Consider the following 21,821-nt stretch of genomic DNA (forward strand, 5'->3'; position numbering starts at 1 on the left):
ACTCTCAATAGGCTGAGAAGATCTCTCAGCACTACTGCAACATTCTGTGAATTAACACCCATTTCAACAACTAACCAGGAGAATGAGTTTTATACTTACTTGGTAGTACTACCTGCTTCAGCTTCCAATAATGGTCACTCAAGCCATCATCACTGCGATAAATCCGCGTCGCTCAAACTCTTCCAACACATCCAATACATCAAACTCAGTGACATTATTTAAATCATCAAAAGTGGCCAACGAACGGGCAATCTGTGCACCGCTACAATATCCATCGCAGGCCTGCAACGTCATCAGAGACAGTCGATCGGGAAACACCAATTGCTGGGGGGCTTTCAGTACCCAACGATTATGCTGACCATCAAAATAAAGCTGACAATCCGCCTTCAGCACCGGCGTCAGCTCAGGCATTGCAATTATCATCACAGAACTCCCTTTTCTGAATTCAGATAGAATCAACATGTCAGGGCCTGCAAGCCAGCAGGCCCGCCTAAAAAGGTTATTATCCGCCGTTACTCAACCACATCCTGATACAACCCAGGCAACTCATAACGCAATTGATAATCGGCGTATATTTTTTCAATTTCTCCGCTGCGGATAAGCTGCTCAACCACCACATCGACCTCGTTTCCCAGCTGTCGATAACGCTGTGAAACCGCCATCCCGATATCCCATTGCTGCTTGCCCATGGAAGGAAAACCGTTTTCCGCCAGTTTATAGCGAGGCTTGTTATGCAACCCAAGTTGCCAGTCGACTTCTGCTCTCATCCCCATCACAGCATCGACTTTGCCCGCCAGCATCGCGTCAAACGCTTCGGTATGACTAAAAAAATGCACCGTGTTTTTTCTCATGCGGCCGCCAAAGGCTGATGTTAGATAAAAATCCGGCAGGCTATCTATCTCTACACCCACGGGGTGATACTGGAACACGGCGACCGTACCGACTCGGTCGATTTTTTCAGCATCAAAAGCCACCTGCCAACGCTCTCGCTGATAGGGACCAAATAACACCACCTGATCATTAATCAGCAAACCCTCACCGTCCCGTTTAAAGGCATATTCCCGGTCGTAGGGAACGCGCATCATCACATCAGCAAGGTGCTTCATGGCGAGAGGATTCGCTTCATCCTTGTCCAGATAATGCCCTTTCCACACATTGTTACGTAGATCATCTTCGAGGTTTTCATCCGGCGTGATCCAATGCACTTTCATCGTCAAATTAAACGCTTTAGCGATACGTCGTCCGATCTCGATATCCACCCCTGCAGGTTCACCATCACGCTCAAATGAATAAGGAGGGAAGTTCTTGTATGCACCGATGTAGATCTCTCCACTGGCGATAACATCATCGTAATAACGCGCCTGAGCAATACCGCTCCAGCTCAGGGAAAAGGCGACTAACAGGACAAGAAAGCGCATGGTTTGCTCCATTTACTCAGTGGTTGCGACAGTTTCTAACCAAGAGCGAATAGCCCACAGAGCTTCCTGATTCAGATAATCAGCCATCTTGGGCATATACACTCGTCCATCACGTACAGCACCGTTAATGACCCGATATTTAAACCATTCATCCCCTTCAATGCCCGGCTCAAGATAGCGTAGGTCAGGGGCAATACCGCCAGAGATAGCTTCCAATCCATGGCACCGTGCACAGTTCTGGGTATAGGCAGAAAAGCCGATCGCTACCGCAGCATCATGCTCTGCGTAGTCTTCACCGTAGGGGTTCTCATCCAACCATTCTTCACCCAATGGTTTAAGCAAATGGGTATCAACCGACTGCGGCGTCACATCACCGTGCGCCAGAACCTGGGCAGACAACAGCATAGAAAGAGTACCCGCAGCGACAGCACCCAGAGTTTTAGTTGGCATTTTCATTAACATCACCAGTTTTATTAGAGTTTTTTTTAAAAGTCTGAATCATCCGCCGTTACTGTCTAAAAAAGCAGTCGTAAAGAGCGGAGATCGCTATGGGTGAAATAATAGAACGGAAAGGTAAAGCCCAAGAATTCTGCTTTGGTGTCGATAAACTAGTACCTTGGTATTAACCATAATTACACCGAACAGATACTCTTTTCTGATTCGTTATTGAACCGAATAGAGTCATACTCAGCTCAAAGAAACAGATAAAAACAGGGTATTCAATCGACAAATATCAACCACTCAACGGCTCAGTCTTTGTTTGTTTTTGACTGAATATCGATAGGCGAAAAAAAGTTGAGATGTGAACACTATCTAGGTTGAGATTAAGTGTCAGCCCGTCGATAGAGATGAAAGGATGACCACCTAGTTCTAGGTGATCATGCAGCAAAGCAAATAGGTGATTATGGACCAAGTAGGTTATTGGTTCAGACCATGACGGCTATTAAATCGCCAACCTTGTAAATGGCTTGAAGGTTTATTTAACCACAAACATCCCTTCCATCCCTTTATGCCTGAGGCCTTCGATATAAAATTCAAAAGAGCCGGGTTTAATCGGCACAAAAAAGATCTCAGCGGTGCCTTCATCTTCAAACTCAAGCTCCGTCAGGCTAGCGGCTTTAATCTCCATTCCTCCGGCCTCGATCTTACGCAGATAGATAGAGGAAAAAAACTCAGGCGCCCGCAAAGCATAGGGTTTTAAACCACTGGCAACAATCTCTAAGCGATACGCTTTACCGGTTTCCAGCGCATAGGTTTTGTTAGACAAACTATAATCACTTTCTTCACTACCCATCAGTAACTCAGGCAGTTTCTGGGGTTTACGAGTCAGATCCCCTTGGGCCATAACACTACCGCTAAACAAGGTCGCGACCATACTCAACATAGCTATTGTGCTTTTTATCTCTAGTTTCATTACCTTACGCCTCTCTTTTTATATTGATTCATTTCAATATTAAGCCGCGGCGATTTTTACAAAATAGTACTTCAGAACTAATTGATCGGTACTTTCTACATATTTAACCCTAATTCACTAGCCCCTATCCTGAATAGATCAAATAAAAGAGTGATTCATATGCGCACCGCTAAATTATTGATCGCCATCATCACCGTGGCAGTGCTAGGGCCCGTTATCAGTTTCTCAGCGATAGCTGCCAGTGGCAAAAACGAGATACAAGAGATTCAGATTGGCTTTGTCGCCTATCATCCCGATCAAGGACCGGTGTTATCGAACCTGCTGCCCGAGCCGGAAAATCGCGGCTTCGCCGGCGCTGAACTAGGTTTAAAAGATAACAACACCACCGGCCGTTTTCTAAAACAGCATTACACACTGTTATCCAAGCTCACCGATAGCCCCGAGCAAACTCGACAGATCGTCAAACAGTGGTTTGAAAATGGACTGCGCCTACTGATTACCGACCTACCCAACGCGCAACTCATCGCCATTAATAAGCTCGCGCTTGAATACCACGCCATCGTATTCAATGCCGGCAGTTATGATGATCAACTGCGCACCCAGGAATGCCTCAAGAACACGCTGCACACACTTCCTAGCCGTGCCATGCTGACCGATGCACTAGCACAGTGGAGCAACGCCCGCCGCTTAAAGCGCTGGCTGCTGATCAAAGGCTCACAGCCGGAAGATCTCGCCTATACAGCGGCGCTCAAACGCAGCGCCAAGCGCTTTGGTCTCAACATTGTTGCTGAAAAAACCTGGGATTTTGATACCGACCTACGCCGCACAGCGCAACGAGAACTGCCTCTGTTTACCCAAACAGATGAATATGATCTGGTCGTTGTGGCTGATGAACGCGGCGATTTCGGCGAATATGTCATGTACAACACCTGGTATCCCCGCCCCGTTGCAGGCACTCAAGGACTTACCCCTGTGGCATGGCATCGGGTGGTAGAACAATGGGGTGCCGCGCAACTACAAAGTCGCTTTGCAGCACAGTCTCAACGCTGGATGAACAGCAAAGATTACGCCGCTTGGATGGCCGTTAGAACCCTCGGCGAAGCGGTCACCCAAACGAAATCGAGCGACGCCAAAACGCTGTTCGACTTTATCAATTCGGAGCGTTTCCAACTCGCCGCCTTTAAAGGCCGCAAACTGAATTATCGTCAATGGAGTGGTCAGTTACGCCAACCGATTCCACTGGTGCAACCCCGCTCCTTGGTTGCACAACCACCATTGGAAGGCTTTCTTCACCCGATAACCGATTTAGACACCCTCGGTTTTGATCAGCCTGAATCCAGCTGCAAAGTATCTTTCCTTTAAATGCTTATCTCGCAGAGCAAAAATAATAACAGGACTTGTTCTATGAAACGTATGACTCGCATTATCCCACTGGCAACCGGTTTACTGAGTGCAGCCCTACTCTGCACCCAAGCTAGTGCCGAAACCGCTTTTGTCTCTAATGAAAAAGATGACACCCTATCGGTCATTGATCTCGACACGATGACGGTTATCGAAACCCTCGATGTCGGCGAACGCCCCCGCGGTATTACCTTCAACCACGACCGGACTAAGCTCTATATCTGCGCCAGTGATTCCGATACCGTGCAGGTGATGGACCTGAAAGATTATAGCATTATTGCTCAGTTGCCCTCCGGTGAAGACCCCGAACAATTTGCCCTCCACCCAGACGATCACCATCTCTATATCGCTAATGAAGATGATGCACTGGTGACCGTGGTTGATACCGAAAGCCAGGAGGTCATTAGCCAAATCGATGTCGGCGTTGAGCCCGAAGGTATGGCAGTAAGTCCCGATGGTCAATGGGCGTTGAGTACCAGCGAAACCACCAATATGGTGCACTGGATCGATACCGCCACCCATGAATTAGTCGATAATACGCTGGTCGATCAACGCCCCCGTCACGTCGAATTTAATAAAGATGGCAGCATCGTCTGGGTGTCTTCTGAAATAAGCGGTACGGTATCCATTATTGATGTCGACAGTCGTCAGATAACCGACAAGTTGACCTTTAAAATCAGAGGCATACATCCGGATAAAATACAGCCCGTCGGCGTCAAACTGACCGATGATGGCCGCTATGCCTTTGTTGCCCTAGGCCCTGCTAACCATGTCGCCGTCGTGGATGCAAAAACCTATGAAGTATTGGATTATCTGCTGGTTGGCCGCCGCGTCTGGCATATGGATTTCAACAGCAAACAGAATCTGCTGCTCACCACCAACGGTATTAGCGGCGATGTATCGGTGATCGATATCGATAAGATGAAGGTTATTAAATCCATTAAAGTGGGTCGCTACCCTTGGGGTATCCGGATCAAGTCTTGATCCGGCGACATACCATGAGTATCGATATCCGCCATCTCAGTTTCAGCTACGGTCCTCTCTTGGCGCTACAGGATATTAACCTGACGCTCCAAGAGGGGCGTTTTAACGCCCTATTAGGCCCGAATGGTGCGGGCAAAAGTACGCTCTTTGCTCTGCTCACACGCTTATACGCCTTACAAAGCGGAGAGATTACTATTGCCGGTCATAGTATCGCCCGGCACCCGGCACAGGTGATGCGTAAACTGGGGGTTGTGTTTCAACAAAGCACCCTAGATTTAGACCTTACCGTCGCTCAGAACCTCTACTATCACGCCGCACTACACGGCATGTCCAAACGCCAAGCACAACCGCGCATAACCGAGGAGTTAGCACGCTTCGATCTCAGTGAACGACGACAGGAAAAAGTACGTAACCTTAATGGTGGCCACCGCCGACGGGTGGAGATTGCCCGCGCCCTGCTGCATAAGCCCAGTATTCTATTGTTGGATGAACCCAGCGTTGGCCTCGATCCCGCCACCCGCGAATCGCTTAACCAACACATAAGGCAGCTATGCGAGGCTGAGCAACTTACCGCACTCTGGGCCACCCATTTGATGGAAGAGATACAAAACGATGATCCTGTTTCTATTCTTTTCAAAGGCAGAATGCTTGCTAGCGATCGCGCCTCTGAACTCTGCCAGCAATATCAATGTGCCGACATCAGCAGCGTATTTCGATCACTGACGGGAGTTACCCCATGACCCTAAGAGCCGCACTTATCTGCTTTAACGGCCTACTGCAACGGGAGTTACTGCGTTTTGTACAACAACGCTCACGCTTCTTTAGCGCCCTCGTCCGGCCACTGCTGTGGCTAGTGGTATTTGCCTCTGGCTTTCGCGCCGCACTGGGGATTGCCATTATCGAACCCTACGAAACCTATATCACCTACGAGGTCTATATTGTACCCGGCCTATGCGCCATGATTATTCTGTTTAACGGTATGCAAAGCTCGCTATCGATGGTGTATGACCGTGAAATGGGCAGCATGCGGGTATTGTTGGTTAGCCCGATGCCGCGCCCTTTCCTGTTATTAGCCAAGCTGATGGCCACCTCTTTGATCTCTCTATTACAGGTGTATGGATTTCTGTTGATTGCTTGGTTCTGGGGTATTGAGGCACCGCTATTGGGCTATCTAACCGCACTGCCCGCCTTTCTTCTGGTGGCGATGATGCTCAGCGCTATTGGGCTATTTATATCAGCCCGAATCAAGCAGTTGGAAAACTTTGCTGGCGTCATGAACTTCGTCATCTTTCCGATGTTCTTTCTCTCTTCGGCACTCTATCCGCTATGGAAAATGCGAGAAGCCAGCGAATGGTTGTATTGGATCTGTGCTTGGAACCCGTTCAGTCACGGTGTCGAGCTGATCCGGTTTGCGCTCTATCAGCAAGGCAACAGCGAAGCTCTAATGATCGTATCGTTGGTAACATTAGTTGCCTCTGTACTCGCCGTTAGGGGGTTTCAGCCTCAGCAAGGGATGGGTAAACGGTAGAGCCCATGCTCTCATCATCAAAACAGACACAGCCACGCCCTTCGCCTTTCGCCCGATAGAGTGCCTGATCCGCTCTCTTCATTAGACTGTAAGCATCGTCGCCTTGTTCATACACCGCCACCCCTATGCTACAACTGATATCAATATTAATACTGGTTAAGCTAAAGGGTCGAACCAACTCATTGAGCAAGCGCTGGCTCAAGGGAACTAACTCATTAGCACCTTCGCCGACTTTAAATTTTATAATCAGAATAAACTCATCACCACCGACCCTGCAGGGCAGGTCCGATTCACGCAAACTCGTTTTTAAGCGATTAGCTATTTCAATCAATAGGGAATCACCAATATCATGACCATAGCAGTCATTGATCGCCTTAAAGTGATCCAGATCGATAAAAAAGATCGCTACGCCAAGTGATTGATACCGACTCTGCACCGCCAAATCACGGCTCAGACAATCCATCAATGTTCGCCTATTCGCCAACCCCGTCAGCGGATCTGTTTCGGCCAAATAGCGTAATTTATTCTCTAAATTTTTAAGATGCGTTATATCAGAAAACGTCGCTATATAGTTTTGTACCTCGCCATTACTATATTTATTCTCAGTAATCGATAACCACTCGGGATAGACCTCCCCATCCTTACGTTTACTCCAGACCTCTCCCCGCCAAGAGCCTTCGGTATTCAGGGTATGCCACATATCCTTATAAAAATCATTATCTTGTAAGCCCGAGGACAATATCGCAGGGGTTTTCCCCAACACCTCATCTGACTGATAGCCAGTAATCCGAGTGAAGGCGCTGTTGACCTGCACAATGCGGTTATCCGCATCACAAACAATAACCCCTTCATGGGCCGACTCTACGATCAACCCGCTCAGTTTCAATGAGTCTGCGATTTCGCGCAGCTTATTCTGCTGTCTTGTTATATTGTCGTCATAACGTTTGAAGCGAGTTTTTAACCAACGGCTATAAGCGAATGCGATCAGCAATGCGAGTACACCAATAATTGACAGTGCAATCAGCTGATGTAATCGATTCTGTTTTATCTCTTCCCCTAACCGATGCTCTTGTGACAAAAAGAGCTCGTTGACTTCGTCTTGGTAGATACCGGCAATCAATACCCACCCTCGGTTTTCCATCGGTTTCACCATTGATAGTCGATGGCTAGGGTTTGCATCCTCCGTTTGATACCAATCATAGGAAAGATAACCACCGCCGGCCTCTGCGGTCGCTATCGCCTGCTGTGCACCTTGTCGAATAACCGGATCAGGATCATTTAAGTAATTAAAGCCTTCCCGCTCGGGCGTTGCCCCGCTCGCCAGCAAACGACCATCACGGGTAATTAATGCAATATAACCTGTGCGCCCAAAATGAATATTGCGGATAGTGCTGTAAATCCGCGGCTTAAGATCATTTTCAAAGCGATAAAAATAATCTCCATTGCCGACTATCCAGTTATAAGGCTCAAAAATACTGACATGCGCAATTTTGTCTCTCATGATTGTCTTATCTTCAGGCGCATACCAGCGGTAGTGGGAAAACCCCTCTTTCTGAGGATTAGAAACCGCCGCAATCAATCCCTGCAAAATATTATGCCGATTATCATCTCGCAGCCCAATTATGGATGAGCCTTCCTGCTCGGGCGCTTCTGGCGACATTAACAACGTACCATCCATGTCATCAATAAAATAATAACCCCGACCATCAAAAAAGCGGATATCCCTCAATGACTCAATCAACATTTTCTTCATATCAGCTTCACTCAACTGCTGATGATAGCGTTGATAGAGTGAATTCATTAATGCTAACGCTTGATGAGTTTGACTACGTGTTTGCTGTCTTATCAGGTCGGTCGCTTCAGCGAACATCTGGTCAATCATACTGCTGGCGTCCTGCAGTTCAGAAGCCAAACGACGATGCTGTTCTTCTATTAGCGTGTCACGCAATTCGCCGAGCTGCTGTTGATAGCGCGATTGAGTATTGAAATAAAAATAAACCGTCTGCGAACACAGCAGCAATAGGATGATAAAAGTACCACCCCACAAAAGCTGTGTAGATAATCCCGCAGAGTCGGTCTTCTTTTCTCGTTTCAAATCCATCGTTTTGGTTTCACCAATGCTGCGCTGCACTACAAGGTTGCTCACCATACTCAAAAACAGCGAGTTAAATGACTCAATTTATCATAAAAGAAATATTTATTGATTCATAAAACAATCATATAACAGCAACTACCCGTTAGAGCATAGCATAGAAAGACATGTGGAGGATTTGCGTGCGCGCAACAAAAATAGTACTTTAGTGCTGCTTTTTTGCCCGCATAGTAGAATACACTTTTCACCCCACTACCGGTGTAATAGTACAAGCGTGTATATATGCCAATGAATAGTGCCGCAGATATTTAAGTCCTCTACTAGAGGCTTAAGTTAGAGGCTTAAGTTAAGGCCTGACAATGACCGCACTATTCAGACACGCTCGCAACAAAGGTGTATTGAACCCAGCCAATCACTTGTGGGTAAAAAGGATTTTTATAGCATTAATACTCACGTCAAAAGCGCTATCCACGCGGGCGTGTCAAGTAAGCTTGTAGTAGGAAACGCAGTCCCATAACAGAATAATTATAACGGACACTAAAACACTGCTAACATGGCAGCCGTCCAACGGGAGAATGAAGTGTATAAAATTCTAATTGCCGACGACCATCCGCTGTTTCGTGAAGCAATATGTGGCGTAATCGCAAATGGTTTTCCTGGCTGTGAAACCCTCGAAACTGAAGATCTAGATAACGCACTTAAAATCGCGGCCGAAGAGGATGACCTTGATCTAATTTTGCTGGATCTCAATATGCCCGGCATGAACGGTCTAAATGGTCTGATTAGTTTACGCAACGACTCACCCACCATTCCGGTCGTCATCGTCTCAGCCGAGCAGGATAAACAGATTGTCCTTCAAGCGATTACCTACGGTGCCGTTGGTTTTATTACCAAGTCCTCTCCCCGCGAGCAGATGACTGACGCCCTACAACAGATACTCAATGGGAATGTCTATCTACCCTCCGATATTATTCGCTCGGAGAAACCCCGCAGTAGTATTCAGCGCCGCCATGACGACAGTCAAATCCCAGCGGAGATGCTCTCCTCACTGACCCGTCGCCAGTTATTGGTACTTGAACGTATGTCTGAGGGGGAATCAAATAAACAGATCGCTTATAACTTAAATATCGCCGAAACCACGGTTAAAGCCCATGTTAGCGCCATCCTTAGAAAATTAGGGGTGCACAATCGAATTCAAGCGGTCTTATCCGCCGGCAATATTGATTTCAACCAATACCTAAAACGCTAATCTCCCAACCCGTATAAAAGTACCGGGATTGGATTGAAAGTCTCGGGAGTGTTTGACCAAGCACTCCCTGCTAATACTCAGACTCATCAGCGCACCAACACAATAACCCATAGATAAACCAACAGTTAGCTGATCTCATCTGCCAATATCACTCAAGTAGATGATTCAGGGTCATCTTCAACTTCATCGGCTTTACCGGTTTATTGATTAATAGATAGCCCTGCTCTCGGACGATCTGTTTAAGTTCGTTGGTATAATTTGCGGTGATCATAATCACTGGGATCGGAGACTCAAGCCGTTTATTAAAGTGGATCGCCGCCTCTAGACCATTTTCATCATTATTCAGATGATAATCCGCAATCAAGATACTGGGCGCCTGATTATGCTCTAACAGCGCCATCAACTGAGACTCCCCTTGCACCGTTTCTACTCGGCAACCCCAGCCTTCGAGCAAAACTCGCATGCCACGACAGATCGCCGGATCGTTATCAATTAGCCAGATCGACTCACCTTCTAGTTGATCAGCCACCGTAAATTGATGCTCCTCCTTGGTTTTTTCAGGGAACTGATCTGCACGGGCTAAGGGCACCTCAACCGAGAACATAGACCCCTTACCCGGCACCGAACTAACACTGATTTGATGCCCTAACATACGCGAAATTTTATCGACGATCGCTAAGCCTAACCCAAGCCCCTTATCATTAACCGTCGGACTGCCATGTAAGCGTTTGAACTCAAGAAAAATATCGCCTAACTTATCCTCCGGTATGCCTAAGCCTGTGTCCCACACCTCGATAACCAAACTGCTACGTTTACGTCGACACCCGAGCAGTACCGTGCCGGTATCGGTATAACGGATCGCATTCGTGAGAAAGTTACGCAGAATACGGGCGAGCAGTTGCGAATCTGAACAGATCACTGCACTGCTCGGCACATACCGTAGTTTCAGCAACTCACTACCCGCCACCTGCTGGAATTCGTTAGCGATATTGTTCAGCAAACCACTGGCCGGAAAGACGGTGACATCCGGCTCGATCACACCCGCATCTAGCTTGGAAATATCCACTAAGGTGCTAAGTAACGACTCAACATCATCCAATGAGCTGCCCACCGAATCGATAAGATGCCGCTCACTCTGCACCACTGGTTTTTCCTGTAGTGCGCTGGTAAACAAACGCGCGGCATTCAACGGTTGTAAGAGATCATGGCTAACGGCGGCCAAAAACTTAGTCTTGGAGAGGTTCGCCTGTTCCGCATGTTTACTGGCCTCCAGCAGCCGGCCTTCAACCTGTTTCCGCTCAGTAATCTCCTGCCACAGTTGGTCATTCAGCTTGGTTAGTTCTGAGGTTCGCTCAATCACCCGCTGCTCCATCGTCTGATAGGCTTCCTGCAACGCATAGGCCGTTTTCCGCCGTTCCGTAATATCTCGGATCAACACAAAAAAACCGACCGCACGGCCTTCAGCATCAAGGTTAGGCACATAGGCTTTAAGCATATAGCGCGGCCCACCCTGCGGATCTTTCTCTTCTATTTCAAAAGTGACACTTTCACCAGACAATGCTCTGTCGGTGTAGGGCTTAAGCTTAACGAACTGTTCTTCGCCATGAATCACCGCAATACTTTTGCCGGTGAGTTCATCCCGAGACCAGCCGTACCAATCCTCATAAACTTTATTGGTAAATTGAAAACGCAGATCTTCCCCTACATAGGCAATCAGTGCGGGAACATGGTCGGTAATCAAGCGGATCCATTGCTCACTCTCTCGCAGGGTTTCAGCATATTGATGCCGTTCGGTAATATCGGTATAGGTGTTAACAAACCCACCCTCCTGAATTGGATGAGAACGGACCTCGATCACCTGCCCGCTATGTAGGCTCTGCTCCAACTCGATGGTGCCGCTATGATGTTGATGACTATAGGGTGTCAATAGTATGAGTTCACAACGGGCGATCAGATCCTCAAAAAGAGGCTGGGCATTTAGTTCGGCTTCATTCAATCCTGATAGTTCTAAAAAACGTTGATTCCAAACTTCCAAACATCCTTCGCTATTAATCAGCACAACCCCTTGGGAGAGATTATCCACGGTGTTTTGCAGCACACGGGATTTATCTGCCAAGGCCCGTTCACGCCGGGCAGTTTCATTCTGTTTAAGCTCGGTAATATCGGTATACAGGATGACCAAACCGCCATCCAATGTGGGCCGCTCACTCACCTGAAACCAGCGCCCATTTTTCAGCCGATAAAAAACCGAGTTATCGGTTTCATCGCTGCAAAACTCCTCTTCAATCAAGCCATGCTGATCCGCGAGCCGACGGATATCCTGAATCCCTAAGCCCTCTTCGATGGATACGCCCGTGCCTGCCCAAACCGATTCGAACTTGCTGTTATACAGTACGATGCGACGCTCACTATCAAACAACACAAAGGCATCTGAGATGCTCTCGATACCATCGATTAAACGTTGATGGGCAACCTCCGCGTCCAGCTTAGCCTGACTCAGCGCGATATTACTGGTTTTAATATCCCCCAGCGCCACATTCAGCGCCGCGGTTCGCTCTCGTACCTGCTCAGCCAACACCACCGAATGTTCAAAGGCAGCATAAGGGTCGGTACGGGTGGTGGCACTCACCTCTACCCGCTCAATCAAAACCCGATTAATTTTTTGTAATTTCTGATTTTCCCGCTCTAGCACCTCGATTCGTTGAGCCAGACTAGACGGTTGCTCTACACCCGTCATGCCTTCCTCCCGATGGCTACGCCGGTAAAGGTTTGATTTACGTGCATACCATCGATCTGCTCACCATAGGTATTGAACCCCACCACCCGATGCCGCCTCAGCAGCTCCGATATGGGCTCACTCTGGCCGCGAATCTGAGCTTCTAAACGACGCAGAAAGCAGTCGCAACCAAGGGTTACAATATGCTCACCAAGGCGATTTTCTTTTTCGGTTAACTGCTGATCAAGGGTCGACATCAACTCCCCTGGCTGCATCAGTGTCAGTACTATGCCGTTCTCCACCGCACAGTAAAAGGTCAAACTCAGGTCATCATTGACACTCTGAATCGAGCGCACAAAATACTCTGTCCCGATGCGTACCGCGATCGGGTTCAAAGCGAACACTTCATGGTTAAGCTGTTCCAACGGTACGCCCACGACTCGAGCATATTCAATGGCCGCCGGTTCGGCATTCAACTCTAATACCCGCCGTTGTTCACTATCAGCTTCGGTTACCACCAATTTACTGTCACGGCTTTCCATATGGTGACCACTGAATACCTGAAATTCACAACTGGTATTCACCAGAATAATCACCGCAGCATCAGAATAAAACGCCCCGTCAAAATAGACATGGGTATTTGCCAAGCAGATATCATCACCGGCAGAACCGCCAAAATGAGGAATACTACCGAGGGCGGAATCAAGCGTGACCAATACCCGCTCCTCTTGAGTCGATAAGCCATCAAATAGGGTCAGAGCAAAACTATGATCTTTAATCGGCGCCACTTGCTGCATAAGACACTGCTCGGAGAGTTGTTCAACCAGATTCTGAGCATCATAAAAACTAAAATCATCTAAGCGTTCAATAAGCTGACCGCTCACCGCAAAGGCATCACCGGAAAATCCCATCGCCGAGATGCTGCCTTGATCATAACCCATCGCCGTAATCTCTCCGGCAGTGGTGCAGCCGGCAACCAAGACTCCCTTAAAACGCTGCTGTAATGTAGTTGCCAAGGTGTCTAACTGATATTCAGCCGAACAGAAGAACAAAACAAAGTTGAGGCCAGGCCAATTAAGTTGCTGATATAGCTGATCGACAGCCTGCTGCTCATCCCGAGCCGTTGAAAAGGCCGTGCGTAATTCTGGCTGGCAAATTTTTTCCGATGATCCATTCGTCATGCCCGTCACCCCAACAATTTATAATGACCTTTAAGTGTAAAAGGGAAGCTATTCTGAAAACAGTGTACTTGAGTGCCAGAATAATAATAGAAAATGGGAGATAAAAGCTAACATATTGAATTTAAAAAATATTTACTTTTTAAATTCAACACTAAAGTAGTAAAAGCCACCTAACGGACAGAGGAAGGGGGTTGTCCATTAGGTGGCGAGTCCTTGGCCTGTTACCAGCTAAGGGTTGCACCCAATGCGACAGTATCGGTTTGAGTCGTATCAATACTACCGTTATCGGTTTTATGAACCGTATATTCAGCCACTAAACTAAGGTTATCATTCACTTTATGGAATAGCGCCGCACCGCTCAGACTGTTCTGCGTAGCGACGGAACTACCAACTGCAGTATCTTCTGTCTGGCCGTAAGACAACACCACACGGTTAGCATTAAAGACGTATGAGCCTTGTATCAAATAACCTTCAGATTCAGCGCTATCGGTCAGGGTATTACTGGCAAAAACGCTACTGATCCCCTCTTGGTTGAAACCAGACGCCGTCAGAGCAAAACCTGCAACACCGACTCTAGCACCATAGGAAAACCCATTAGCATCAACACCGGAGGTGGTCGAATCGCCTATCGCGCCGCCAACCCAAGCCTTCACGGCAACGCCGTCATAATCTGCATTATAGGTAGCTTCTGTTTCAAAACGGGCCGAATTGGTATCATCAGTGGTACCACCGGTGGTATTCGGATCTAGCACCCCGACAGCCACTTGGAAGCCGCTCATCACCGGCGTCCGATAGGTAATCTGCGCCGTTGGGTTAGCATAGGGGTAACCGGTGGTGATGTTACCGAAGGTTGTATTAGATGAGGTTGAAGGGGCGAATCCGACACCCATTAAGAGTTCATCGCCAAAAATATTACTGCGAGCGTATAGACCAAAATCTTTACCAAACAACACCTGTCCGAAGTCACCATCGACGGTGGCATAAAATTGTCGCACATCGATCATGGAATCAGTTTTCGTGCTATCGCCATCTTGGTTGCTATCGTTGATCGAGACCCAGAATGAAGAGCGCCCTCCCACTTTCAGGCCACCGGCCTGTTTAGCGACATTAAAGCCAATGTAGTTAGGCAGGAAGCCCATCCGTACCCGTGAGGTCTTAGCGGTGGTATTAGCCACTTTGTCTTCGCTATCCTGATAGGTATAAAAAGCATTGAAGTGTCCATCAACCGAAAACGTCGTGCCATCTTGGTCATATAGGCTGATTTCGGCCATTGCACTGTTACTGAATACAACTGCCAAGGCTAACGGCAGACTACGCCATAATTTTTTATTATTCATTATGCCCTCTGATTCTTCATCGGTAGGTTTGTTTTGTAAGTCAGGGCATTATTGAGGTTTGTGATAAATGACAACAGAGCACTTTAGCGCTGTTCAGGCTGTTCATTGATGCCGCTACCTAACCGGCCTATCGTCCCACACTGAAAGGTTAAACTGGCGTAAAGCCAAAGTCTCTCGCCACTTAAGTCTCAGCCGTTTTAGTACGCACTCCAGTGGGCTATACAGCTTAAGGCTTGCAACTATTAGTCTGTAGACTTTAAGTCTTGGCTTAAATGCTTTAGTTGTAGACATTCAAAGATTGAGAGACTGACTAGGCGGTGAAATTCTTTTATCGAGAGCGAAAAGACTTTTATTACCGATGGATAAAACAAAAAAACCGCAGACGAAGAGCCTGCGGTCGATAGGATAACTCTCTTATCAGATACGTTTAGTTTTTAGTTGCATCATCCAACAGTAGTTCAGGCTTAAAGCCCAGCGCGAAGCAGCCCCAATGCCGACCGTTAACATAAATCGGAAAGGTCAGGTCGTTGAGTACTTCACCGGTATCGCGAACATAGGTCTGCAATAAAAACGGCGACGTGTTGGTGGTTCGGCGGACTTCTGCACGACTAGCGTTAAAGAAACGACGATGGCGACTCTTAACATTATCAACATCGAAGTCGCCGGTTAATGGCTCAGACACTTTTTGATGATGGGCTGCCGCATAACCATCTAGACAGATGGGTAGCGCATAGATCAGATCCGGTTTTTCAACTAAGTAGCCATCAAAAATGGGCCGTATACGCTGCTCATAAGCATCGGCATAGCTCACATCAAATTTTTCCGGCAGGACTCCTTCATTAGTACGTTGATAGTTACGATCAAAGATATCGCAGCCCTCACTGTACATCCGCTCCAACTGATTCTGTATCTGTTTAGCCCATTCACGCCCTGACTGAATGATATTTTCAAAACTGCCATAGCCGATAATAAATCGCGACAACAGCTCCTGGGTTTCTTCCATCGAGGATTCTAACTCATTTGAAAAGACCTGCGAACGTTCCATTTCATCACGCATCTCGGCACTAATACCGGCAATGCGTTCGACATGTGAATGAGATTCTTTATTGGTATAGGTCAATTCATCGAGCGTTGAGCTAATGGTTGTCAGTTGACTGTTCACCCCTTCAAAATCCCGTACCAAACGGGTGAACTGAGCACTGGTATCACTGATAAAACCTTCAGTATTCTGAGTGTATTCCAAAATATTCGCTGAATTACTGCGGGTATCACTCACTAGATCAGCCATTACTGAGATATTCTGGTCGATCTCTGAGGTTGCGTTTTGAACCTGTTGCGATAAATTACGCACTTCATCAGCCACCACGGCAAATCCTTGACCGGCTTCCCCCGCTCTCGCCGCTTCAATAGAAGCATTGAGGGCCAGTAGGTTTGTTTGATCAGAGAAGCGTTTAACCATCGACAATATTTCGGTGATGGTTTCAGAACTAGCACTGAGTTTCTCAACCGTTTGTTGAAACCCTGATGCTAACTCAGAGATATTCCGCACCTGCCCTAACACCTGTTCAAGCTCATGGCTTGAGCTTTTGATCTCATCGAGATTATTGCGGGTGTACTCAGATATTTTTAAGGTATTACCCGCCACCTCTTGTATCGCGGCGGTGGATTCCTGACTCGAGTGCAGAACATGCTGGGCTTGTTCTTCCTGTGCACTGGTCGACTGATGCACCTCTTGCAACACTTGGCTCAACTGAGTTGCACTCAGCGCGACCTTGACACTATGGTTACGGGTTTCAGCGATAATCTTTTTCAGGCTATTCGAAAAGCCATTATAGCTGCTCGCCATGGCCGAAATTTCATCATGGGTAATATCGGGTAAGGTGGCAGAGATATCGCCGTCTTTATCTTTTATATTGCTCAGAATATCGACCATCTTATGGATAGGCCGTAAAAAGATATGCCGCATAAAGAAGATCGTAAAGGTGGTTGCCGCCAGTGAAAAGGCGAGAATCAACCAACTAAACAGCTGCAACCGATCGAGTTGCGCTAGCAACGCTGGATCGTTAGTGGTCTTAACGACCGTCTGCTCAAGTTGTCCCAAGCCAATCCCGTTTAAGCCAATAAACAGCAATGACGGTATTAATAGGAATAACACGTTACCCACTATTTTGCGGGTTAGTGAATTAAAAAACTTTCGTTCTACTGCATCATAGAGCGCCATACTCATCCATTTCTCGTTCTTTTATCATTATTATTAAATATCCTTAGTCCTGATTTAAACAAAATAACACAGGGTTAAAAGAAAAAGACTACCCATTTCAGGTATTTGGATGGATATATAACTAAAGACTAATATAGCGCCTTGACCCAACTCGCAGCTCATAACAGCCCCATTGAACAACTGAAAGCACGATAAACAGCGGTTAACTTATCTTGTCTAAGCTAAGCCAAGCTAACCAGATGCTTACTCACCAGACAGCTGTCTGGGTGGCCAATGCAGATCTCTTTGGTTATTTAACCAAGCTTTAGCCTCACGATAATCCGGATAGTATTTTGCCACCGTCGACCAGAAAGCGGCAGAATGATTCATATGCAGTAAGTGGCTTAGCTCATGCACAATCACATAATCGATAATATGCACCGGCGCCATAATCAACAGCCAGTTAAAACTCACCACGCCACGACTGGTACAGCAGCCCCACTTACGCCGATAGCTGCGCACCCGAACTTCCGAGGGGCTGAGCCGCGTATGAACGCACCAAAAACGCACCCGAGCCTGAAAATAGTCGAAGGCTTGCGCCCGATACCAACCTTCCAACTGCTCACTGATCGCGTCTGCCCGTGCTTTCCTGATACGGCTAGAAAGAGCCAGCTGAAGACGGTCTCCGCAGCGACTAACATGGGTAGTCGGCTGATTAGCAATCACCTCAAGACTAAGACGCTCTCCTAGCCAGAGTAAGTCACTGCCTTGGTCGAGCGGTACCGGCGCAGACATCATCGGCACTCGCTGACGCAACGCTTGCTGTCGAGTATTGATCCACTCTGTTTTTTCAGCGACCATGCGATCAATGCTCGCGCGCGACACCCGAGTCGGTGCCAACACTCGAACGCTGTCAGGGCGTACCTGAATCTCAATGGTGCGGCGGCGAGCACTGCGCCGCAGCGTATAATCGGGCAACCGTGTGGGTAGGCTCATCGGTAGATACTCATAAACCGACGTTCAGATAAAAGTGCTTAGGTAAGTACTTAGATAAGCACTTAAGTAAGTGTTTAGTTGCGTTATTTGCTTGCTTCATCGGCTCATGACTTAGTTCGTTGTAATAAAAATTATGTGATGATCTTACCAACGCCAGATCAGCAGCAGCGCTATTCATGAATATCCGCGGCCTCTAAAACGAGGGCTTCGATCATAATAAACTTCGATCATAATAAAGTTAGCTCTGAGCGATCAGCGGACAACAGCGCTCTATTCTACTCTTGAACTGTTGCCGCAGTGCGGGATTTGAATCTTCAGCATAGCTAATCCGTTCATAACAGCGGGACAGTGCCTCAAACTCATCAGCCAATGCGGGAAAAGCTAGCGTTAAACGATCAAAGAACTGCCCTACGGTTTCCCCTTGACGGCGTTGAAGATTAACCGGCGTTAAACAGCGGTCTAACTTGTCTAGGGCTTTCAACAGGTCATCTTTAGGCGCCCGCTGCCGCAACAGATTGAAAGCCACCAGCAACAGTACCAAGGCACCGGGCAGCATAACCAGCAACAATAAGTTAACCACGGAGATATCCCCTAGCAACCTTTGTAACAATCCAGATTGACGTTCATGAAAATTCAGCACCCAACGGTGCCAGTCATAGTTTATCGCGTCATAACGCTGTCTCAACTGCTTTAAAAAGGCGCCGCTAAGGAAGCCATTACGCATCAACATCGCATCCGCTAGAAATGAGGGCTCATCGCTAAAGAGTTGTGCCGCGGACTGCTCCAATCGAAGAGGAGCGACCACCGATGTCGGATCAAGCCGATGCCAGCTTAAATCACCTTTATCCCAGTATTCCAACCAGGCATGGGCTTCATATTGACGTACCGTTAGCACGTCATCGACGGGATTCAACTCCCCACCAAGATAACCACCGACCACCCGTGCAGGAATGCCCGCCGCTCGCAGCAACAACACCCCTGCGCTGGCAAAATGACCACAGAAACCCCGTTGACTCTGAAACAAAAATTGATCGACCGAGTCGCTCTGCTGCAACAAAGGTGGTTCGAGGGTATAACGGAAATCACGCGCGAAGAACCCCATCATCTGTGCCGTAAAGCCCTTAATATCAGAGTGCTCGTCAGCCCACTGTTGCGCTAATTGGCGTGTTTTAGGGTTACCCTCAGACGGCAACTGTAAATAATGAGCAACCTGAGTATCGGAAAGTGGTTCACGTACTGCCCCTACACGGGACACTAGCGAATATTGGGTACGCTGCATCAATGGCTGCGCTTCCTGTAATGTTAGATCCTCAATTTGACGAAGTTTGGCGGGATAACGTAGCGGCGTATCAAGCCCATAGCGCCAACGCTGACCGGTGGGCTCCATCACTATCTGATAGCTAAAGGTCTGAGTCGACGGCAAACCACTCAGAGCCTGCCGTTTAGGCTTAGCATCGGTTCGACTCTGTGCGATCAACCCATCCGAGCGACGCCAAGCCCGACCATCAAACTGGTCATAGGTCAGTCCACGCCAATAACGCAGATGTTCCGGCGGTAACTGATCATCAAAACGTGCTCTAAACGCGATCTCGGCTGAGCGCGTCAGGCGACTAACATCCCCCGGTGACATCGAATCAGACAGACCGGTAAAACTCTGCCCGGAATTCATATCCACCTGCCAAAGCGGGCCGATACGAGGAAAGATCAAAAACAGTATCAGCATCATCGGCAGAGCTTGCAGATACAGCACCGCAGAGCGCTTTAACGGTCGCCAAATATCGTTATTCTGTTGGCTGCGATATACCGTATTCAAACATGCCGTCACCACGATAAGCGATAACACACTGTAAAGTGCCATCGGAATCGACTGATAAAAAAGAAAACTACAAACAATCAGCAGAAAAGCGACATACAACATCACCAACGCATCCCGCCGACGATACATCTCTGTCAGTTTTAGCACGAATGCGGCGATCAACAACCCTACCGTCACGATCATCACCGAACCTTGCCGCAACTCTAACAACAGTCCAACCAAGACCAACAGCATTACCCCGACACGCACACTCCAATGGGGGAAACTCCAGCGTCCGCGGTAAACCATTAAGCGCCAACCAACCGCCAGTATCGCCAGCACAAATAACCAACTGGGCACAACACTGATATACGGGGCCATCACCATTAAGATGCTTACCAGCAACCAGATCATACTGCTACGCGTTAACTGAAATAACGGTTTCATCATTCGTGTACCGTATTAGGCTGTAAATTGGCTGTCTGCTTTATACCGGACTCAGCAGTTATCATTTCATCCAGACCGAAACAAGCTAACGCAGTCAAGACCTTGAGTCGATGAGACTCACCTTGATTGGGCTGTATATGGCAGCCAGGAATATCCAAACCATAGGCCTCACCCTGTTGATGTAACTGCAGTAACCACCAAGTCAGCCGTGACAAGCGCGCCTCGGGATTCAGCTCTGGCCAAAGCTCCCAGCTTAACCAACGTTGATGATCCCTCAGTTCGACATACTCTTTGGCATGCATTCCCTGCCCCCGAGCATAATGTTTCCAAGCGACCCGTTTTAGCGACATCCCCGGTTCATAGGTGACTAAACCAGCAAACTCTTCGCCGCCGGAACGTTCGCTCTGATCGGTAGATGATTGTTCACCACTGCCAACCGTATTCAGATCGGCTAACTGCCCCCCTTTCACCGGCCGTGGATACACCGGCATGGAAAGATCCACCTGCAGCCAAGTCCAGGCACGAAATAAACCCAATGGATAATAGGTTTCGATCAACAACGGTCCGGCCTGAAACATGCCTCGCCGAGGGGGTGTCTGGTACAGCGTCAGACTCACCGGCTGATCATCTAATAAATCGACAGCGCAACCAGATTCCTGCCCCAGGCGCAGCTGAATACTTTCATACTGGCGCTGCTGCGGCGTTAATAGCAGATCAAAAGCGGCCTGCTCACCCTCAAAACAGGGATGCCCACGAAGGAACTCAATCGTTAACCCCGATAAGTTGGCATAGGTATGGAGAATCGTCACAACAAAGAGGCTGGCCAACAGAAAGGTGACGGCAAACATCAAGTTATTTTGAAAGTTAATCGCCAATACCAGCATTACCAATAACAGCAACAGAAACATAAATCCGCTGCGTGACGGCATGATATAGATACGCCGCTGGCTCAGCGTCAGCTTTTTTAACCGAGGGCTGCGCCGTAAGCTCCACTCAAACACGGCACGTGATAGCCGTTGTCGTATCGATCCGATCATCGAGGCCTCTGCTAGAACGTCAAAAA

General features: G+C 47.9%; 17 protein-coding genes. 5 read left to right on the plus strand and 12 right to left on the minus strand.

Going from position 1 to position 21,821, the window contains the following annotated elements; all coding sequences use genetic code 11:
* Nucleotides 1–138: 138 nt before the first annotated feature.
* The 4 genes from KO512_RS08320 to KO512_RS08335 all read right to left on the minus strand — a co-directional run bounded on the left by KO512_RS08320 (nucleotide 139) and on the right by KO512_RS08335 (nucleotide 2,832).
* Nucleotides 139–423: a hypothetical protein gene (locus KO512_RS08320; protein WP_215951874.1), complete on the minus strand. Its 285-nt coding sequence runs from the start codon at nucleotides 421–423 to the stop codon at nucleotides 139–141.
* An 89-nt stretch (nucleotides 424–512) separates the two neighbouring features.
* Nucleotides 513–1,418 carry a substrate-binding periplasmic protein gene (locus tag KO512_RS08325; RefSeq protein WP_252734927.1) on the minus strand — a complete coding sequence of 302 codons (906 nt, stop codon included), beginning with the start codon at nucleotides 1,416–1,418 and terminating at the stop codon, nucleotides 513–515.
* Between the two features lie 12 nt (nucleotides 1,419–1,430).
* A complete protein-coding gene (pedF, locus tag KO512_RS08330) occupies nucleotides 1,431–1,874 on the minus strand; it encodes a cytochrome c-550 PedF (protein ID WP_215951876.1) in 444 nt (147 codons plus the stop codon).
* 520 nt (nucleotides 1,875–2,394) lie between these two features.
* Nucleotides 2,395–2,832 (minus strand): copper-binding protein, encoded by a 438-nt coding sequence (locus KO512_RS08335; RefSeq protein WP_215951877.1) that lies wholly within the window; start codon nucleotides 2,830–2,832, stop codon nucleotides 2,395–2,397.
* A gap of 159 nt (nucleotides 2,833–2,991) precedes the next feature.
* Between KO512_RS08335 and KO512_RS08340 the strand changes: the two genes are divergently transcribed.
* The 4 genes from KO512_RS08340 to KO512_RS08355 are packed head-to-tail and all read left to right on the plus strand — an operon-like array spanning nucleotide 2,992 to nucleotide 6,745.
* On the plus strand, nucleotides 2,992–4,194 hold the full coding sequence (locus tag KO512_RS08340) for an ABC transporter substrate-binding protein (RefSeq protein WP_215951878.1): 1,203 nt from the start codon (nucleotides 2,992–2,994) through the stop codon (nucleotides 4,192–4,194).
* Nucleotides 4,195–4,236: 42 nt separating this feature from the next.
* The gene (locus tag KO512_RS08345) at nucleotides 4,237–5,217 is read left to right on the plus strand and encodes a YVTN family beta-propeller repeat protein (protein WP_252734928.1); all 981 of its coding nucleotides are present in this window, start codon (nucleotides 4,237–4,239) and stop codon (nucleotides 5,215–5,217) included.
* Nucleotides 5,218–5,231: 14 nt separating this feature from the next.
* A complete protein-coding gene (locus KO512_RS08350) occupies nucleotides 5,232–5,957 on the plus strand; it encodes an ABC transporter ATP-binding protein (protein ID WP_215951879.1) in 726 nt (241 codons plus the stop codon).
* The gene (locus KO512_RS08355; protein WP_215951880.1) at nucleotides 5,954–6,745 is read left to right on the plus strand and encodes an ABC transporter permease; all 792 of its coding nucleotides are present in this window, start codon (nucleotides 5,954–5,956) and stop codon (nucleotides 6,743–6,745) included. Before KO512_RS08350 ends, KO512_RS08355 begins: the two co-directional genes overlap by 4 nt.
* On the opposite strand, the gene KO512_RS08360 is transcribed toward KO512_RS08355, so the two are convergent.
* Complete coding sequence (locus KO512_RS08360; protein WP_215951881.1) at nucleotides 6,705–8,894, minus strand: sensor domain-containing diguanylate cyclase; 2,190 nt, start codon at nucleotides 8,892–8,894, stop codon at nucleotides 6,705–6,707. The genes KO512_RS08355 and KO512_RS08360 overlap by 41 nt on opposite strands.
* 523 nt (nucleotides 8,895–9,417) lie before the next feature.
* Here KO512_RS08360 and KO512_RS08365 point away from each other — a divergent pair.
* Nucleotides 9,418–10,086: a response regulator gene (locus KO512_RS08365; protein WP_215951882.1), complete on the plus strand. Its 669-nt coding sequence runs from the start codon at nucleotides 9,418–9,420 to the stop codon at nucleotides 10,084–10,086.
* A 148-nt stretch (nucleotides 10,087–10,234) separates the two neighbouring features.
* Here the strand turns inward: KO512_RS08365 and KO512_RS08370 are convergent, their stop codons facing one another.
* From KO512_RS08370 to KO512_RS08400, 7 genes are all read right to left on the minus strand, one after another.
* Nucleotides 10,235–12,823 carry a hybrid sensor histidine kinase/response regulator gene (locus KO512_RS08370; protein ID WP_215951883.1) on the minus strand — a complete coding sequence of 863 codons (2,589 nt, stop codon included), beginning with the start codon at nucleotides 12,821–12,823 and terminating at the stop codon, nucleotides 10,235–10,237.
* A complete protein-coding gene (nosP, locus tag KO512_RS08375) occupies nucleotides 12,820–13,983 on the minus strand; it encodes a nitric oxide-sensing protein NosP (RefSeq protein WP_215951884.1) in 1,164 nt (387 codons plus the stop codon). Before nosP ends, KO512_RS08370 begins: the two co-directional genes overlap by 4 nt.
* A 221-nt stretch (nucleotides 13,984–14,204) precedes the next feature.
* Nucleotides 14,205–15,320 carry a porin gene (locus tag KO512_RS08380; RefSeq protein WP_215951885.1) on the minus strand — a complete coding sequence of 372 codons (1,116 nt, stop codon included), beginning with the start codon at nucleotides 15,318–15,320 and terminating at the stop codon, nucleotides 14,205–14,207.
* 427 nt (nucleotides 15,321–15,747) lie between these two features.
* Complete coding sequence (locus KO512_RS08385) at nucleotides 15,748–17,547, minus strand: methyl-accepting chemotaxis protein (RefSeq protein WP_252734930.1); 1,800 nt, start codon at nucleotides 17,545–17,547, stop codon at nucleotides 15,748–15,750.
* Between the two features lie 237 nt (nucleotides 17,548–17,784).
* A complete protein-coding gene (locus tag KO512_RS08390) occupies nucleotides 17,785–18,516 on the minus strand; it encodes a M48 family metallopeptidase (protein ID WP_215951886.1) in 732 nt (243 codons plus the stop codon).
* A gap of 238 nt (nucleotides 18,517–18,754) precedes the next feature.
* On the minus strand, nucleotides 18,755–20,761 hold the full coding sequence (locus KO512_RS08395; RefSeq protein ID WP_215951887.1) for a transglutaminase TgpA family protein: 2,007 nt from the start codon (nucleotides 20,759–20,761) through the stop codon (nucleotides 18,755–18,757).
* Entirely contained in the window at nucleotides 20,758–21,795 is a 1,038-nt protein-coding gene (locus KO512_RS08400) for a DUF58 domain-containing protein (RefSeq protein WP_215951888.1), read from the minus strand. The genes KO512_RS08395 and KO512_RS08400 overlap by 4 nt, the downstream gene beginning before the upstream one ends.
* Nucleotides 21,796–21,821 lie beyond the last annotated feature (26 nt).

The organism is Amphritea atlantica (assembly GCF_018860855.1).
Classification (GTDB): domain Bacteria; phylum Pseudomonadota; class Gammaproteobacteria; order Pseudomonadales; family Balneatricaceae; genus Amphritea; species Amphritea atlantica_A.

What these genes read in the sequence shown, in the direction of transcription:
- KO512_RS08320 (WP_215951874.1), bottom strand. Translation starts at nt 423, where the DNA reads ATGATAATTGCAATGCCTGAGCTGACGCCGGTGCTGAAGGCGGATTGT.
- KO512_RS08325 (WP_252734927.1), bottom strand. Translation starts at nt 1,418, where the DNA reads ATGCGCTTTCTTGTCCTGTTAGTCGCCTTTTCCCTGAGCTGGAGCGGT.
- pedF (WP_215951876.1), bottom strand. Translation starts at nt 1,874, where the DNA reads ATGAAAATGCCAACTAAAACTCTGGGTGCTGTCGCTGCGGGTACTCTT.
- KO512_RS08335 (WP_215951877.1), bottom strand. Translation starts at nt 2,832, where the DNA reads ATGAAACTAGAGATAAAAAGCACAATAGCTATGTTGAGTATGGTCGCG.
- KO512_RS08340 (WP_215951878.1), top strand. Translation starts at nt 2,992, where the DNA reads ATGCGCACCGCTAAATTATTGATCGCCATCATCACCGTGGCAGTGCTA.
- KO512_RS08345 (WP_252734928.1), top strand. Translation starts at nt 4,237, where the DNA reads ATGAAACGTATGACTCGCATTATCCCACTGGCAACCGGTTTACTGAGT.
- KO512_RS08350 (WP_215951879.1), top strand. Translation starts at nt 5,232, where the DNA reads ATGAGTATCGATATCCGCCATCTCAGTTTCAGCTACGGTCCTCTCTTG.
- KO512_RS08355 (WP_215951880.1), top strand. Translation starts at nt 5,954, where the DNA reads ATGACCCTAAGAGCCGCACTTATCTGCTTTAACGGCCTACTGCAACGG.
- KO512_RS08360 (WP_215951881.1), bottom strand. Translation starts at nt 8,894, where the DNA reads ATGGTGAGCAACCTTGTAGTGCAGCGCAGCATTGGTGAAACCAAAACG.
- KO512_RS08370 (WP_215951883.1), bottom strand. Translation starts at nt 12,823, where the DNA reads ATGACGGGTGTAGAGCAACCGTCTAGTCTGGCTCAACGAATCGAGGTG.
- nosP (WP_215951884.1), bottom strand. Translation starts at nt 13,983, where the DNA reads ATGACGAATGGATCATCGGAAAAAATTTGCCAGCCAGAATTACGCACG.
- KO512_RS08380 (WP_215951885.1), bottom strand. Translation starts at nt 15,320, where the DNA reads ATGAATAATAAAAAATTATGGCGTAGTCTGCCGTTAGCCTTGGCAGTT.
- KO512_RS08385 (WP_252734930.1), bottom strand. Translation starts at nt 17,547, where the DNA reads ATGAGTATGGCGCTCTATGATGCAGTAGAACGAAAGTTTTTTAATTCA.
- KO512_RS08390 (WP_215951886.1), bottom strand. Translation starts at nt 18,516, where the DNA reads ATGAGCCTACCCACACGGTTGCCCGATTATACGCTGCGGCGCAGTGCT.
- KO512_RS08395 (WP_215951887.1), bottom strand. Translation starts at nt 20,761, where the DNA reads ATGATGAAACCGTTATTTCAGTTAACGCGTAGCAGTATGATCTGGTTG.
- KO512_RS08400 (WP_215951888.1), bottom strand. Translation starts at nt 21,795, where the DNA reads ATGATCGGATCGATACGACAACGGCTATCACGTGCCGTGTTTGAGTGG.